Below are 17,806 nucleotides of genomic sequence, written 5' to 3'. Positions count from 1 at the left end.
TCGTGAGATGAGAAAGCGCGAAACCGCCGTATGCGGAACCGCTTGTACGGTGGTGTGGGAGGTCGGTAAATGTGAAAGTAGGAGGCAAATGCCTTTCTATGATTAGCATTTACCTCCTACCCGATTTATTAATAACATTTTGATGGTGTAAGTTAATATAACCCACCTTAACTTACAGAGAATTTTCATAAACAATAAAAAAAACTCAATAAAAGTTGTTTGGTTTTTAAAAATACACTATCTTTGCAATGTAATATATAATATATGTGTAAATCATCAGCCATTTGTAGGGCTTGAGGTTTGCTTGTTCGCTACTAACAGTTATTATTAAATCTATGACGAAATTCATATACATTCTTTTTTTGTTGGTTCTCTCATTGTCGTCTTATGCGCAACGCATATATAATGTTGTTGACTATGGTGCAGTGGGCAATAAGACAATAGATGACGCCAAGGCCATACAGCAGGCCATTGACGAGTGCTCGGCCAATGGGGGTGGCACGGTACTGCTGCCTGCCAACCATACCTTTATGTCGGGGCCGTTGTGCCTGAAATCCAATGTCGACCTGCATCTTGAGGCTACTGCAGTGCTGCTGGCCAATCCCGACGAGGGCATCTACAAGCTGAGTGCGTTCGGGGAGAACCGTGGCGAGGGTATGATGTGGATATATGCCAATGGAGCAGACAATATCTCCATAACAGGCAAGGGAACCATTCACGGCAACGGCATTGCATTCATGGGAAAGGAACTTGACGACTCCTACGAGCTTAAGCCCGTTACAACCTTCGACCCACGTCCGCATGTGCTTACGCTCACAGACGTGAAAAATCTCACTATCCGCGACATTACCATCCGCGACGGTGCCTACTGGACGGTGCATCTCATTGGATGCGACGGGGCGGTGATAGACGGCATCAGCCTGCTCAACAATCTCAAGATACGCAATGGCGACGGCATAGACCTCGACCACAGCCGCAACGTGAGGATAAGCAACTGTCACATCACCTCGGGCGATGACTGCATCTGCCTTAAGAACCGACGTGAGTTTGAGCAGTACGGACCGTGCCATGACATAACGGTCACCAACTGCGTGATGACAAGCCGGTCGTGCGCAATAAAGATAGGCAGCGAGAATATGGACTCTATATATAATGTGGTATTCGACAACTGCGTCATAACACGCTCCAACCGAGGACTGGGCATACAGAACCGTGACGAGGGAACCGTCACCGACGTGATGTTCTCTAACATCATCATGGACTGCCAGCTATGGAGCGACGTGTGGTGGGGAAAGGCAGAGCCAATATATGTTACCAGCTATCCGCGCGCCAACGGCAACCACAAGGATGCCAACTGGCGTTTCCCTAAGGGCGAGACGGTAGGACGCTGCGGAGAGGTGAGCCGCATATATTTCAATAACATCGTCGCCAACAGCGAGAACGGATGCTTCGTGGGCGGTGACATAGAGGGAAAGGTCAACAATGTCCATTTCAGCAATGTAAGGCTTGTCAGGAAGAAGGTTACTGCCTATGAGGGTGGAGCCATCGACCTGCGCCCGTGCCGCGACACGCAGTTCATGCCTACACAGGGACGTGCCGTGACAACGCAGAACGTTACAGGCTGCACGCTCGACGTGGTAACGGAAATGACACACTAACTAAATATCGTTGACTTATAATAATGGTAATTTTGCAATCAAATTATAATTTATTCATAAACCTTTAAAATTAACAGTTATGCTAAAAGTACGAAACTATTCTAAAGCAGGCATGCTGAAGACATTCTCTTTGGCATCCCTCTTGCTTTGTAGTACAGCAGCTATGGCACAAAGCCAGAAAACTGGTGTCATCAAAGATGCCAATGGTGAACCTCTGGTAGGCGTGACCGTATTGGAACAAGGTACATCAAACGGTACAGTAACCGATGCCAACGGACGCTACACACTAAAGACTACTAAGGCCAATGCCAAACTCAAAGTCTCTTACGTTGGCTATGAGACAAAGTACATCACTCCAGGACAGAGCATAGTCCTTGAGGCTGATGACGAGACACTCAACGAGGTCGTTGTTGTTGGTTACGGTACCATGCGCCGCAAGGACGTAACCTCTTCCATCACGACAGTGTCTGCCAAGGACCTTACAAAAGGTGTTTATACAGACCCCGCACAGATGTTGCAGGGTAAGGTGCCAGGACTGGTTGTTAGTTCTACTGGTGACCCGAATGGTTCTACCAGCATGACCCTTCGTGGTGTCTCTTCACTTAGAACAGGCGAGGCCATGCAGCCATACTATGTAATCGATGGTATTCCTGGTGTTGACATCTCGCTCGTAGCTCCTGATGATATTGAAAGCATTGATGTGCTGCGTGATGCCAGTGCTACAGCTATCTATGGTTCTAAGGCTGCAAATGGTGTAATCATGGTAACTACCAAGAGGGGTAAGACCAATCAGGATAGGGTGAATGTCACATATTCTGGCTACGTGGCCTTTGATGACATATTGAAGACCCTCGATATGGCTACAGCCGATGATATCCGTTCTTATGTAAGCAAGAATGGTATTGATTACGCATACGACTACGGACATTCTACCGACTGGCAGGACGAGGTGTTGCGTACTGGAATCAGCCACAACCACAACCTTTCTATCAATGGAGGCTCGAAGAAGACTACTTATATGGCGTCTCTGAACTACAACGACCGTCAGGGTGTTGTTAGGGGTACGGACATGAACCGCGTGAATTTCCGTTCACTCGTTTCTTCAAAGGTGCTGAAAGACCATCTCGACCTTTCTGTTGGTGTTAATGCCATGTATGGTAAGCATGAAGGTGTGCCTATGGACAATGAGGGTGCCTCAGTTCTCGATGCTATGAACTATTACAACCCGACCTTGCCTGTAAAGAATGAGGACGGCTCTTGGTCACATGGTGACGGTTCTAAGAACTATAACCCAATATCTCTTATCAACGAGGACTCTTCAGAATTTATCTGGAAGCGTATACAGTTTATTGGAAAGGCTACAGCATATCTGTATAAGGGCCTGACATGGAACTTCAGCTATCAGTTCAATAACAGACAGAGGACATATAGCAAGTACAATTCACACAACTCTCAGATTGATGGTGTTGCCGACCTTTATGGACGTGCTACCAGAAGTACTTACATGGGTGAGGACCAGACTTTCGAGACCTATATCAATTATGACACAACAATAGCAAAACGTCATAAGCTTGGCTTGATGGCTGGTTATACATGGGAAGAGCGTGACAACAATGACGGCTTCGGTCTTACTGTTCACAACTTCTTTGATGACACATTGGGCTGGAACCAGCTCTCTTATGCAGGAGCAATCGATGGTATGACAGCTGTTGAGAGCGGAACAAAGGAAACCATACGCAACATTTCTTTCTATGGACGTGCTACCTATTCCTATGATGGTAAGTATATGTTGCAGGCAACTGTACGTCGTGACGGTTCATCTGTATTCGGTGATGGTCACAGGTGGGGTACATTCCCCTCTGTATCTGCTGCATGGAACATTACAGAGGAAAAGTTCATGGATGGTATTAAGGAGTCTCTTAAGCTTTCGAACTTGAAGCTGCGTGTAGGTTATGGTGTTAGCGGTAATGCACTTGGTTTTGGAGCTTATGCTGCTGTTAAGAGGTATAAGGCCAACGGCTCCATCACAACCATCAATGGTAAGGACTATTCAACTCTCGTAACAAGTCAGCTGGCTAATCCTGACCTGAAGTGGGAGAAGACTGGTATGTTCAATATCGGCTTGGATTATGCTTTCTTTGATGGAAGGCTGAACGGTTCTATTGAGTATTATAATAAGGTGACGAAAGACCTGATTTGGGATTACCCAGTATCTTCATTCATTTATTCATTCGGAACAATTGCTGCCAATGTAGGACAGATTACCAACAGGGGTGTCGAGTTCTCTATCAATGCAATTCCTGTTAAAACTAAGGATTTCACATGGCAGACAACTTTGAACTTGTCTCACAACATGAACCGTGTAGACAAGCTTACTAACGATAAGTATTTCACAGCTTCGTTCACACAGGGTGACCCAATGGTGGCTGGTGTTTCTTCCAATGGCTATACACAGCAGATTATGGAGGGTGAGCCTCTTGGTACATTCTTTACATACGAGTTTGCCGGTTACGACGAGACTGATGGAACATCTCTCTATTATGAGCGTGATGCTGAGACAGGTGAGCGCACAGGCAAAAAGATTAAGGATCCAACATTCAAAGACCGTGCCATTACTGGCTGTGCACAGCCTGATCTGACCATGGGATGGAACAACACTCTTAACTATAAGAATTGGAGCATGTCAATGTTCTTCACAGGTGTCTTTGGACAGGAAGCATATAACGGTCTTCGTGCTCACTATACAGCACCTGACTTCTTCGCAAGCGGTAAGAACGTGCTTAAGGAGTTTGTTACAGACCGCCCAGCTGCTGACAAGAGCTCAAATATCCCATCTGACAAGTTTATCGAAGATGCCTCCTATCTCCGTTTGCAGTCACTGACCTTGGGCTATACTTTCCGTAATTTGGATGGTTGGGTTAACAGCTTGCAGCTGTATGCAACAGTTAACAACGTATTTACAATTACTGGCTATGACGGTCTTGACCCAGAGGTAAACCTCGGTGGTATCGACCCAGGTGTTGATTATCGTTGGAGTACTTATCCGCATACTCGCTCAATCCTTCTTGGTGCAAAGATTAATTTCTAAAACGGTTTAAATTACAAGAATTATGAAACTTAACATAAAAACCATATTTGCAGCAAGTCTGGCAGCTTTGTCAGTAAGCTGTACCGATTTGGATGTTTCTGTGGATTCCCAATACACAAAACTTCCGAATAGTGAAGATGCCATTGAGTCGACAATGGCGGGCATTTATTTCCAGATGCGTGATTGCTTTGGCCGTCGCTTTATGGAAGCTCAGGCTTTGTCAAGTGACGAGTTCGTAGCTCAGTCGTTCTCTGGAAACTGGCTGGATGCCTATGCGTACTCAAACACTTCCCTGCACAATTTTACAGACGAGTGTGCAACCATCGACTGGATGAATGTCATGGGTGAGGGAGTTGTTAAGGCAAATGAAGTAATCTATTCAGATGCTGACCCAAAGTATATTGCTGCTGCAAGGGCTGTGCGTGCTTATTTCACATATCTCGAAATGGATAACTTCGGTGATGCTCCAATTAATGACGAGACTTATGCGGCAGAGCATGGTACGAGTCTTTCTGACCGCCAGCCGCGTGCAGACGTAGCAAGGTGGATAGAGCAGGAACTTCTTGATATTGCTGACCAGCTGCCAGAGGAGCCAAATGGTGAGAACTATGGTAAGCCAAATAAATATATGGCATACGGTCTGCTGGCTCGTCTGTATATCAACTGGCCTGTTTACACCGCTGCTTCTGTTGACCAGTACGATGCTGCGACAGCCACCAATGAGAAGCTTGATGCCTGTGTTGCTGCTTGCGACAAGATTATCTCTTCTGGCAAGTTCGACCTTGGTCCTGCTCCTTATCGTTTCAAGTTTGGTCCCACCAATACTGAGCTTGTTGAGAGTGGACAAATCAAGGACTTTATTTACGTGATGCCTTATCATACATTGAATGCTACAGGTATGCAGTATGGACGTTCACATTCGTATAAGGACATCAAGTCTCTTGCCCTCAGCTATTATGGAGCCAAGATGTCTAACTCTGGTGGTGGCTACATCGCTGTTACGCCAGAGGCTTCTGCACGCTTCTGTCTTGATGGTGATGAGAGAAATACTATGGTGCTTAATGGTACCGTTCATGTTTACGATCCTACAACTCTTCTCCCAACTGATGAGGTCTGCTTGGATCGTAATGGCAATCCATTGGTGCTCACACGTGATATCACTTTAGTTAAGGATAATGCTGACCTTGATGTTGGTGACAATGTTGAGGGATGGCGTCAGGGCAACCGCTCCATCAAGTGGTTTGTAATCAATGACGACTTCAAGAACGGACGTAATCAGTCTAATGATATTCCTCTCATTAGGTATGCTGATATCCTCATGATGAAGGCTGAGGCTATCACACGTGGTGCCAAGGCTACAAATGGTGATACTCCGCAGTCGCTGTTCAACAAGATTCGTTCTTACGTAAGTGCTCCAACTATCAATCATGCTCCTTCTCTCGAAGAAATATATGAGGAGCGTGGACGTGAGTTCTTTGATGAGAACCTTCGCCGTATTGATATGATACGTTTTGGACACTTCGAGGATGAGTATTGCTTCCACAAGAAAGGCTTTGAAAATGCTAATTTCGACAAAACACGTCGTATATTCCCACTCCACAAGAAGAACCAGCTTGACTCTAACCCAACTTGGAAACAGAATCCAGGTTACTAATCCGCTTTCCTTTACGGATTACAACAACTAAGAATAAATTTCAGGGCAGACTTTACGGTCTGCCCTTTTTTTGCGTACGACTTGTCAACTCACCTCTCGGATTTCTTGCACTGGTAATCGGCATAGGTCAAGCATCACTCATCGGCCGACGCACCGCAGTGTATTGGCCGACGCAAAGCTGTGTGTTGACTGACGCACCGCAGTGTATTGTCCAACGCAAAGCATTGCATGAGCCAACGCAAAGCTTTGCATGTGCCAACGCAAAGCTTTGCAAGTGCCAATGCAAAGCTTTGCAAGTGCCAATGCAAAGCTTTGCAAGTGCCGACGCAAAGCTTTGCATTAATCATTGTGGATTTTCATAGAAAATACACGGCAATGCATCCGCAGTTCCGATATTATTTCGTATATTTGCACAAAGAGATTTATCGGGTGGTTTTTATAACCACTAAACCAAAAATACACATTCCTCAGTATTATGCGCAAAACGTTATTGTCATTGTTTATGTTGGTGTCCGTAGCCGTTGCCATGGCAGAAGACTACACGCAGTATGTCGACCCGCGTATAGGCAGCATCGGTCTGGGGCGCACGTTCATCGGCCCTGCCATGCCCTTCGGCATGGTAAAGCCTGGCCCCGACTGTGTCAACATGCCCAATGCCGGATGGGCGCCAATGCCCGAGAAAGTGGCTGGCTTCACGCAGACACACGTCAGCGGAACAGGAGGAGGACAGAAGTATGGCAACATCCTTCTGCAGCCTTACCTCGACGGACAGCAGCTCAGGGAGGGAGTGATGGCGCAAAGGCGTATAGGCGAGACGATAGATCTCGGATATTATTCGTGCCTATACCAGAACCATATCAGCACAGAGATAACGACCGCCGGGCGCTGTGCCTTCTACCGCATCAGCTACCCGCAGCCGGGCAGACTCTTCATCGATGCCTCGTGGTTTCTTGGCAAGGACACCATTCCCGACAAGCGCGAGGCGCAGCAACTCGTGGGAACACATGTCAGCATAGTGTCTCCGACATGCGTGGAAGGATGGTCATCGGTACGGGGCGGATGGAACAACGGCGATGCATACACCGTTTATTTCTCCCTGCATACCGACAAGGCTTTCAGTGTGTTGCAGTCGGACGAGCAGACATGCAGGCTGGCTTTTGCCGATGAAACCGTCAATATTAAGGTGGGCATATCCTACGTGTCGTGCGAGAAGGCGCGAGCCAACATTCCCGCCAACACCTTCGGCCAACAGCTCGCCACGTTGAGGGCGGAATGGCAGAAGATGCTCTCAAGGCTGAAATATCAGGGCACGGAGAAGAATATGCGAATGTTCTATACCGCACTTTATCACGTCATGCTCATGCCGGTCAACAAGACTGGCGAGAACCCTAAGTGGGCAGACTCTCCATACCATGACGACTACTATGCCATCTGGGACACCTATCGCACGTCTACCCCTCTGCTCGGCGTATACTACCCGGAGATACAGCGTGACATAGTGAACTCCCTCCTTAATATATATAAGAACGAGGGCTACATGCCCGATGCGCGAAGCGGCGACTGCAACGGACGCACGCAGGGAGGTAGCCATGGCGAAGTGGTTGTTGCCGATGCTATGGCACGCGGACTCGACGGTATCGACTACGAGCTTGCACTGCAGGCAATGATAAAGGATGCAGAGGTGCCGCCCACCGACCACGAGAAGGAGGGCAGGGGAGGACTTCAGGAATACAACACCCTGGGATATATACCCTACGGCATACCGCGTGCCGGAACGCGGACTGTGGAATATGCCTTCGACGACTGGTGCATAGCGCAGGTGGCAAAGCGCCTCGGCAAGGAGGATATATATGATAAGTATATGTCACGCTCGGGCAACTGGCGCAACCTGTGGCGCGCTGACTACGAGTGGAAGGGCATGAAAGGCTTCATCATGCCGCGTGACGCACAGGGACGGTGGCTCGACTCCGTGCCTTGGGGAAAGTCTAAAGTCTATCATCCACTTATCCCTTACCGCCCCGACACAAAGGTCGCACCGTGGTATCTGCCTTGGTGGAACACCTTCTTCTACGAGGCGCTGTCGGCAGAGTACAGCCTTAGCGTGCCCCACGATGTGCCTGGTCTCATCGATGCATGCGGTGGTGCCGATGCCTTCCGAAAGCGTCTTGACACCTTCTTTGCCGAAGGACATTACAACGTTGCCAACGAACCGAGCTTCCTCACGCCATGGCTCTACCATTTCATCGGACGTCCAGACCTGTCGCGTGACCGGGTAACGAGGATTATCAACGAGAATTTCAGTGACCAGCCCGACGGCCTGCCGGGCAATGATGACGGAGGAGCAATGTCGAGTTGGCTTATCTGGGGAATGCTTGGCAAATATCCGCTTGCCGGAACCTGCCAGTTCCTGGAGTTCCCGCAGGATGATGCCATAGAGCAGAAATCTCAGAACGATATGCTCATGTGCTTTGTGCTGAACCGACAATACCGCAACTGGCCTTATTCATACCGATGGAATGGCGATATTCTGGAGATAAGATGCAACACTGCCATATATAACATCCACCGCAATGTAGTGGACAACGCATCGGGCTTCTCGTGGGAGAGTGCGCAGGCGAGGAATGCACGCTACGATAATGTGAGCGGCACTTTCGGCTTTATCTCCAAGGCGGCTTACGCTGCTCTGCTTGCCAAGGGACGCTTTACATACGACGGTATCACATGGCGGAAAGTCGATGAAACCGCCGAAAACATACATGTCAGGGCTGACAAGGATAATACCGAGATGTGGATTGCCAAAGACCGTGAGCTGCCCATTGTGATGAAGATGAAGAACAACCCGTTGGGTATAGACTGGGACATGAAACAATAACATACTGCTTGACCTATGAAGAGACTTATTATCGCTATTGCCACCTGCATGATATTCGGCATGGCCGACGCACAAGACCGACGGCAGATGGGAGGCATATACCACGCATACCCTTATGCCAGCAAGGCCGATAACCTTATAGATGCTACTCCAGAAGGTTATACTCCGTTTTACCTTAGCCACTATGGACGCCATGGCTCGCGTTGGATGACGAACGACGAGCGGTACGAGTGGCTATATTCCTATTTCGCTGACAGGAAAAACCTCACTCCGCTTGGCAGAAAGGTGGAGAAGGCTATGAGAAAGGTGCTCGACAATGCCCGTGGCAATGGAGGTAGGCTGTCGCGGCTGGGCGCAATCCAACATGAGGGCATAGCGCGGCGCATGTACAGCAGGCTGCCTCAGATATTCGCTCCGGGAAACAGGGTGAAGGCACGCGCCAGTGTCGTTGACCGCTGCGTGAAGAGTATGCAGGCTTTCACTGCAATGATGCAGTCGCTTCAGCCTGCACTCGAGATGGATATAGCAGCCGACTCTGCCGACATGGCATGGATTGCCTACACCGCTCCCGAGGTGAAGGAGCTGGAGAAATCGCTCAACATAGTGGCCCGAACCAACCCCGAACGTTTCATGGCACAGCTGTTCAAAGACCCTTCCAGGGTTGCTGAGCACATGAGGTTCATGAGTGAGATGCAGGCTGTCACCTCGTCGTTGCAGGATGTCGGACTAAACTTCAAACGTTATCCGAAAGACATCGAAACGCTCTTCGACGGCCTTTTCACCGATGACGAGTTCCGTGCCTTCTACTGCGCCAACAACCTTCGCATGACTATATGCAACGGCAACTATGCCACCAACGATGGCATACCGGCAAGGTCGGCTTTGAGCTTATGGCAGAACATCGTCGATGAAGCCGATGCCGCCTTGATGTCAGCAAAGCCCTCGGCGACACTTCGCTTCGGTCACGACACTTCGCTCTACCGTCTGCTAACGTTGCTGAACATGCGCTACAACAATCCCTATCCTCTTCATCCCGACACTCAGCAGGCTGTCGATGGCGAACACTCCGACCTCATGGATGTCGTAGTGCCTATGGCTGCCAACCTTCAGATGGTGTTCTACCGCAAGACAACGCCCGATGCGGCTCATCCTGAAGATGACGTACTCGTAAGGTTTATGCTTAATGAGCGCAATGATATTGCTGAAAACCCCGATTTTACCGAGCTCGTTCCCGGTAGCCGCCTGTATCGTTGGACAGATATAAAGGCTTGTATGCAGCAGCGCATACACAGGCTGGAACACCTTCGTCAGCTGCATTGCCTCAATACTATGGTCGGTACGGCACAGGCCAATACCAACACTGCCGGACTATTCGGTAAAGGCAGCGAGGAACATGGGCAGACGTTGCCGGCGGTGCTCGTGCCCAACGGACAGAACTTCTGGACTCCACAGACGCAGGACACTGAACAGAAGTGCATCGCACCATATTATTATAAGGACTCTCTGCTGCAGGGCTTCCGCAACAGCCACTGGATAGTGGGCGGATGCACGCAGGACTACGGCTCGTTTACCGTGGCTGCCATAAGCGGTAAGCTGAGGCTGCTGCCGGAAGAAAGGGCCACACGCTTCTGTCACGACAGGGAATGGTCGCACCCGCATTACTATGCCGTGAGGCTTGACGACGAGCATCTGCTTGCCGAACTGACTGCCGACAGCCATGCCTCGCTCTTGCGCGTAACTCCCGATGCCGACCAGACGGTATATATAGTAATCAATGCCAACAGCGACGAGCAGCAGGGATATATAGAGGTAGATACCCTGAACCGCATGGTTTATGGCTACAATCCTGTTCACAGAATTTATCAGGGATGGGGAGAACCAGCCGGCTTCTCCGGACATTTCGTACTGAGATACTACGATGAATTGGCTGATTTCGGTATGACAAAAGGCCAGATTCCCTGTCTGTGGCTGTCTTTCAAGGCGCGTGCGCATACTCCTCTACTCTTTGCCACTGCAAGCTCGTTTACGGGCAAGGAAGGTGCTATTGTCAACCTTAAGGCCGAACTGTCTGATGTCGACTCGCCCGACTTCAGCCGAATGGTGGTTGCCAATGCGGAGAAATGGATAGACAGGTTCCATTCCATCGATGTCGAGACTGCCGACGTGGCAAAGGTCAACCAGTTTTATGGTGCCTTCTACCGTGCCAGTTTCCTGCCCCGTGAGATGAGCGACTGCAACGGCGACTATCCTTGTTTCTCCTCTGGCGAGACAAAACACATGGATTCTTCCATCCTACCTACTCATTCTACACATAAATATTTCGGAGACTTCTCCATGTGGGACGTTTACCGTGCCCAGTTGCCGCTCTACAATATCATAGCCCCGACACTGTCTGGGCAGATGATGCAGTCGCTGGTAGACATGTACGACAGTAACGGCTGGCTACCCATATTCCCCTGCTGGAACAGCTACACCGCAGCCATGATAGGCGACCATTGTTCGGTTGCACTTGCCGACGCTTATGTGAAAGGTGTGCGCAACTTCGATGCCCACAAGGCTTACGATGCCATGCGCAAGAATGCCTTCGAAAGTCCCGCATCGTACGATGAATATACCGATGGAATGGGACGCAGGGCTCTCGACTCATATATTAAATATGGGTATATACCTATGGAGGACAGCGTGAAGGAGGCGTTCCATACCTGCGAGCAGACATCACGCACACTGGAATATGCCTACGACGACTTTGCCGTGGCACAGATGGCGAAGGCTCTGTCTAAAGATGCAGACTACAACAGGCTTATGGACAGATGCCGCAATTGGCGTAATGTCATAAATCCTGCTACGGGGTGGGCCGACGGCAGACATGCGGACGGCTCGTGGCAAGGATGTACTGACCTGGTTAGCAGGCAGTCGTTCATCACCGAAGGCTCGATATGTCATTACTCCTGGTACGTGCCGCATGATATACAGCACCTCATCTACAGAATGGGAGGAGAGAAGGTGTTCGAGCAGAAGCTCGACATGATGTTTGGCCTGTCAGACTCTGTGTCAGCAAGACCTCTTTACTGGCACGGCAACGAACCTTGCCACCAGATACCATATCTTTACAACTATATTGGAAAACCTGAGAAGACAAGGAGGGTCATAAGGCATATTCTCGATACGGAATACAACGACACGCCGGGAGGACTCTCGGGCAACGACGACGCGGGGCAGATGTCGGCATGGTACATGTTCTCTGCCATGGGCTTCTATCCCGTTTGTCCGGCTTTTCCTCTGTATCAGTGTGGTGTGACAACCTTCGACAAGGTGACGTTCAACCTCGAGAACGGCAAAACATTCACCGTATTGCCAGGAGCCGAAGGGCAGACGTCGTTCAGCCATGAGGATATAACATCTGGTGGCACGATACGCATAACTGCAGAGTAGCCAATTTGGTACTTTTTCTTCTAAATGCTTAATTTTTCTTGCAAGAATATTGGGTTTTGAACGATATTTGAAGTAATTTTGCATCACTTATCAAAAAAATGTAGTGATAATTATGGATAATCAGACTAAGGCCATAGACACTCCGTTTGGCAGACGTGATGCCTATGGGGCATTGAGTATGCCGGTTTATCATACTGCCGCTTATGAGTTTGACACTGCTGCCGATATGGCTGATGCATTTACAGGAAGGGTTCTGGCACCCGATTATTCCCGTGTCATGAATCCCACGGTGACGTTTCTTGAGGACAAGGTGAGAAACATCACTAATGCACATGCTGTTGTTGCCATGTCATCGGGCATGGCGGCCATCAGCGCAACTATGCTGGCATTGTCGGCGCAGGGAAAGAACATCGTCACTTCAAGACATATGTTTGGCAATAGCTTCTCGCTTATTACCTCAAGCCTCCCGCGGTTTGGCGTTGAGGCACGGACGTGCGACTTGCTCGACCTGGAGGCGGTAGAGAGAAATGTCGATGACAATACATGCTGCATATTTCTGGAGATTATAACAAATCCTCAGTTGGAGGTGGCTGACCTGTCGGCTTTGGCAGCCATAGCACACAGACACGGCATACCATTGGTTGCTGACACCACGGTTATACCCTTCACTCAGTTCTCGTCGCATGCACTTGGTGTGGATATAGAGATTGTGTCAAGCACTAAATATCTCTCCGGTGGAGCCACGTCGCTTGGCGGACTTGTCATCTGCTACGATACGGTGAAGGAGTTTGCCAACAGGATGAAGAACGAGATGCTCTTCAATTTCGGTGCCTATATGACACCGCATGTGGCATATATGCAGTCGCTCGGACTTGAGACTCTTGACGCCCGATATAGGGTGCAGGCTGCCAATTCGCTTGAACTGGCAAGGCGGCTAAAGAGTGTTGACGGCATTTCACATGTTGGATATGTAGGACTGGAAGACAACCCCTTCCATGAGCTGGCAGCAAGGCAGTTCGGCCCCACGGCTGGAGCAATGATAACCATTGACCTTGCCGACCGACAGGCGTGTTACCGTTTCATAGACAGTCTGAAGCTTGTCCGCAGGGCAACAAATCTTTTCGACAACAAGACTCTGGCCATACATCCTGCCAGCACCATATTCGGCAATTTCACCGATGCCGAGCGTGCCGCCATGGATGTCCTCGACACCACAGTCCGCATATCTGTTGGCCTTGAGAGTGTCTCCGACATCTATGAGGATATCAGGCAGGCAGCATCCGCCAGATAGACAAAGATACTTATCCCCCCCTATCTATCCCCCCTATCTATCCCCTCTATCTCCTCTATCTTATCTATCCCCCTACAGAAAAAATGAAATACGACTTCGACAAAATCATAGACCGCTCGTCTACCGGCGCACTCAAGACCGATGTGCTTGCCGAGCGTTATGGCCGCGCAGACCTTCTGCCCCTGTGGGTGGCAGACATGGACTTCGAGACTCCGCCATTTGTTGTTGATGCTTTGCGCAAGCGCATGGAGCATCCTATATTCGGCTACACCGTAGAGCCAGAAGACTATTGGCCGACTGTAATGGCATGGCTCCACGAACATCATGGCTTCGATGTCAAGCGGGAGTGGCTGTCTTACATTCCCGGCATCGTCAAGGGCATAGGCATGGTAATAAATGTGTTCACAGAGCCTGGTGACAAGGTGATTATCCAGCCGCCTGTATACCATCCCTTCCGTCTCACTCCGCAGGGCAACGGCAGGGAAGTGGTATTCAATCCCCTGCATGAGAATGCCGACGGCACCTATTCCATGGACTTCGACAATCTTGCGCAGGTGGCCGATGACAGGTGTAAGGTGCTCGTCCTCTCCAATCCACACAACCCCGCAGGTATACTCTGGGACAGGCAGACGCTTGCCCGACTTGCTGACTTCTGTTATGAGAGGGGCATCATCGTGATATCCGATGAGATACATTGCGACATGGCATTATGGGGAAAGAAGCATATTCCCTTTGCCCTTGCCTCTGACAAGGCTGCCCATTGCAGCATCACCTTCGGTGCACCATCGAAGACATTCAACATCGCAGGCATTGTAAGCTCGTTCGCCATCGTTCCCGATGACGGTCTGAGGTCACGGTTCTATTCCTGGCTTAAAGCTAATGAACTTGACGAGCCGACTATCTTCTCGCCCATAGCCACTATAGCAGCATTCTCGCAGGGAGAGGAGTGGCGCAGGCAGATGATCAGTTATGTGGAGCAGAATATCCTCTTTGTTGAGGACTATTGCAGGGAGCATATTCCTGCCGTGCGCCCATTGCGTCCCGATGCGTCGTTTTTGGTATGGCTCGACTGCCGTAGACTAAACCTTGACCATGCCTCGCTCGTAAGTCTGTTTGTCGATAAGGCCCGACTTGCTCTCAACGACGGTGAGATGTTCGGACAGGGCGGTGAGGGGTTTATGCGTATGAATGTAGGAACACCAAGGGCTTTGATAGCAGAGGCGCTAACGCGTCTGCGTGATGCCGTAGCAGGGGCGTGATTGCGGCCTACGGATAATTCTCCTTTGTGCACGTATATATATGTGTGTACCCCATAAAAAAACAATCAGCCATTGTCGCTACAATGGCTGATTGATTCAGTGTTTTGATGATATTAGACTGTCGGACTATCTGTTTTGTCAACATTCCAAATTAAGTTTTGTTTTATATTACTATACACTATTATTGAGTCGCTGATTAATATGGAGGGTACGCCACACTGATGGTGTCGTCCTTCTCTATTTTTGTTTATAAAGCATTTCAGATATTCTGTTTAATTACTTGTATTTGTGTCTGAATATGAATTTTGAGCTGTTGTTACTTTGATTTTGCAAACTTACATATTTTTTCTGGAATAACAAAGAAAAAGACGGATATTTTCCCTCTTTCCCTGTATTTAATGTGAATAAGGCTTGTAGCACCAACAGAACAGCCCGTTCTGATACGATGGACTTGACTAATCTGCTGACTTGTCAGTAAGAGCTTTCCATATTGAATGTCTTACTTCGGGATTGACAGCCTCGGCATCTCTGAACAGTTTGTTAACATAGTGCCTTTGTGAATTGTTCTCGTAGGGACATTCCTTTATGAGCTTCTCGTAGCCTGCCATTTTGGCATATATGCTTATGTCGTCCTCGTGCTCCAGACAGAGAGGACGAATTATTGACAGAGGCATCCTGTCCATGTCGTAGAGTGGGGGAGTGCTGCCAAAATGCCCTTGGAAGAAGAGGTTCATAAGGCTGGTAGTGATGATGTCGTCCTGATGGTGACCCAGCGCAATCTTGTTGCAACCCAGCTCCTGCGCCTTGGCGAAGAGTGCCTTGCGCCTGTGCCATGAGCAGAGAAAGCACACAGGCTTGGAAGTGGGGATGCTGCTGTCGAAAGATGTTGTCACTATATGCAGAGGCATGTTCCATCTTTCGCAGAACTGCTCAAGGTAGCTGGTGTCGGTCTCGTATTTCACGTTCCGCATCCTCACATGGCAGGCCTCCACTTTTATGCTTGGCTTGAAGATGCGGGCCTGCTGGCCGAGCATCTCTACTAATAGCAGCGAGTCCTTGCCGCCAGACAGCCCGATAAGTATCTTGTCGCCATCGGAAAGGAGCGAGTAGCAGGCTGTAGCCTTCCTGAACCGCTTCCATAGGCTGTTGCGAAGCCTTGCTGCCTCTTGGCTGATGTTGTTGTCTTTCTCCATAATAAATAAAAAACAGGCTCACGATGGGTGAGCCTGCTTGTTTGGTTAATCATCGCTGCGGCCAAAAATCCTCAGCAGGTAGAGGAAGAGGTTGATGAAGTCTAAGTAGAGTGACAAGGCACCGAGCAGGGCTACTTTCTGTGCGCCCTCTCCGGCGTTGCGCTGTACCATCAGCATCTCCTTGATTTTCTGGCTGTCCCATGCGGTAAGTCCTACGAATATGGCCACACCGATGTAGCTCAGTATCAGCTCGAACATACTGCTCTTCATGAACATGTTCACAACGGTTGCTATGATGAGTCCTATAAGGGCCATGAACAGTATGCTGCCCAGAGATGACAGGTCTTTCTTGGTGGTGTAGCCGTAGAAGGCGGTCACGCCGAACGTGGCGGCGGTGATGAAGAACACCTTCGATATTACTGCCGTGGTGTAGAGAAGGAATATCGATGAGAGCATGGCCCCGTTGAGTGCCGAATAAACGGTGAATAGTATGGTCGCGGTGCTCAGCGACAGTTTCTCTATGCGTGCGCTGATATACATTACCAGTCCGAGCTCGGCAATGATGAGTCCCCACATCGTGAAGCTGTTACCGTATATCAGGGCAAGCAGGTTGGGAGAATTGGCCACACCTACGGCCGTGACACCTGTTATCACCAGTGCAAGGGTCATCCATACATACACTTTACGCATGAGGGCAGAGAATACGTTGGAATCTGCAACCTCCTGCTGACGAATGAGTCTTTCTAATTCTTGTACTTCCATATTATTTTTCTTGTTTTAATGAATTCTATATTGTATTTGCAAATATACTCCTTTCCATTATTCCTTGCAAATGCTGTGCCGTTTTTTTAATCTATTTTGACTAAGTTGTTAGGGGTGTACAGTTTGATGTACAAATATCAGTAGCAACGCCCTGAATCAAAGGTCGCAGGCCGAACCAAAGGTCGCCGGCTTAAAGGAAAGGCAAAGGAAAGGCAAATGAAAGGCGCTTACAGCGCGACAATTATCGACATGAACTTCAGAATTAGGATATTCATTTTTTCCACATCAAACTGTACACCCTAACTACTTGTCTTTGCCAAGGTATATATATAATAATGTATAGCCTCCCATCCTTCCGTTTTTCGGTTGATTTAAGTCAAGAGAGCGTGAAAATATGCGTTTTTCTTAAAAAAGTTCGTGGAAAAGTTTGGCTGTTTCGTGGAAAAGCAGTACTTTTGCATCCGCTTTCAAGAACACCGCCGCTTGCGGCAGTTCTGTGAGAAGTAAGAAAGAGTTCTTTGAAAAGATTACATAGACAGAGAAGTAGTACAAGAAGCGAGTGCCGAGTCTTTCCGATTTTTATTGGGAAGTATGAGG

Annotated in this window: 9 protein-coding genes; 7 read left to right on the top strand and 2 right to left on the bottom strand. The window is 49.0% G+C overall.

Translation table 11 applies throughout. The annotated features are described in order from the left end of the window. The first annotated feature begins 335 nt into the window (after positions 1 to 335). From CIL02_RS10980 to CIL02_RS10950, 7 genes are all read left to right on the top strand, one after another. Positions 336 to 1,658 (top strand): glycoside hydrolase family 28 protein, encoded by a 1,323-nt coding sequence (locus CIL02_RS10980; protein ID WP_094401678.1) that lies wholly within the window; start codon positions 336 to 338, stop codon positions 1,656 to 1,658. A gap of 79 nt (positions 1,659 to 1,737) precedes the next feature. Further along, positions 1,738 to 4,746: a TonB-dependent receptor gene (locus tag CIL02_RS10975; RefSeq protein WP_094401676.1), complete on the top strand. Its 3,009-nt coding sequence runs from the start codon at positions 1,738 to 1,740 to the stop codon at positions 4,744 to 4,746. Between the two features lie 22 nt (positions 4,747 to 4,768). Then, positions 4,769 to 6,400, top strand: a complete 1,632-nt coding sequence (locus tag CIL02_RS10970) for a RagB/SusD family nutrient uptake outer membrane protein (RefSeq protein WP_094401674.1) — start codon at positions 4,769 to 4,771, stop codon at positions 6,398 to 6,400. A 475-nt stretch (positions 6,401 to 6,875) separates the two neighbouring features. Next, positions 6,876 to 9,272, top strand: coding sequence for a GH92 family glycosyl hydrolase (locus CIL02_RS10965; RefSeq protein WP_094401672.1), 2,397 nt, complete (start codon positions 6,876 to 6,878; stop codon positions 9,270 to 9,272). 15 nt (positions 9,273 to 9,287) lie between these two features. Then, the gene (locus CIL02_RS16735) at positions 9,288 to 12,704 is read left to right on the top strand and encodes a GH92 family glycosyl hydrolase (protein WP_141210210.1); all 3,417 of its coding nucleotides are present in this window, start codon (positions 9,288 to 9,290) and stop codon (positions 12,702 to 12,704) included. A 112-nt stretch (positions 12,705 to 12,816) separates the two neighbouring features. Beyond that, positions 12,817 to 13,995 carry a PLP-dependent aspartate aminotransferase family protein gene (locus tag CIL02_RS10955; protein WP_094401671.1) on the top strand — a complete coding sequence of 393 codons (1,179 nt, stop codon included), beginning with the start codon at positions 12,817 to 12,819 and terminating at the stop codon, positions 13,993 to 13,995. Between the two features lie 83 nt (positions 13,996 to 14,078). Continuing rightward, positions 14,079 to 15,254 (top strand): MalY/PatB family protein, encoded by a 1,176-nt coding sequence (locus CIL02_RS10950; protein WP_094401670.1) that lies wholly within the window; start codon positions 14,079 to 14,081, stop codon positions 15,252 to 15,254. 455 nt (positions 15,255 to 15,709) lie between these two features. Here the strand turns inward: CIL02_RS10950 and CIL02_RS10945 are convergent, their stop codons facing one another. Together CIL02_RS10945 and CIL02_RS10940 are read right to left on the bottom strand one after the other, a co-directional pair. Further along, on the bottom strand, positions 15,710 to 16,447 hold the full coding sequence (locus CIL02_RS10945; RefSeq protein WP_094401669.1) for a tRNA 2-thiocytidine biosynthesis TtcA family protein: 738 nt from the start codon (positions 16,445 to 16,447) through the stop codon (positions 15,710 to 15,712). Between the two features lie 45 nt (positions 16,448 to 16,492). After that, positions 16,493 to 17,209, bottom strand: coding sequence for a Bax inhibitor-1/YccA family protein (locus tag CIL02_RS10940; RefSeq protein ID WP_094401667.1), 717 nt, complete (start codon positions 17,207 to 17,209; stop codon positions 16,493 to 16,495). Between the last annotated feature and the right edge of the window lie 597 nt (positions 17,210 to 17,806).

Origin of the sequence: Prevotella sp. P3-122, from assembly GCF_002251365.1 — a bacterium.
Taxonomy (GTDB): Bacteria; Bacteroidota; Bacteroidia; order Bacteroidales; family Bacteroidaceae; genus Prevotella.
Note: the sequence above shows the minus strand (reverse complement) of the source record. Positions and strands in the feature narration are given on the sequence as shown.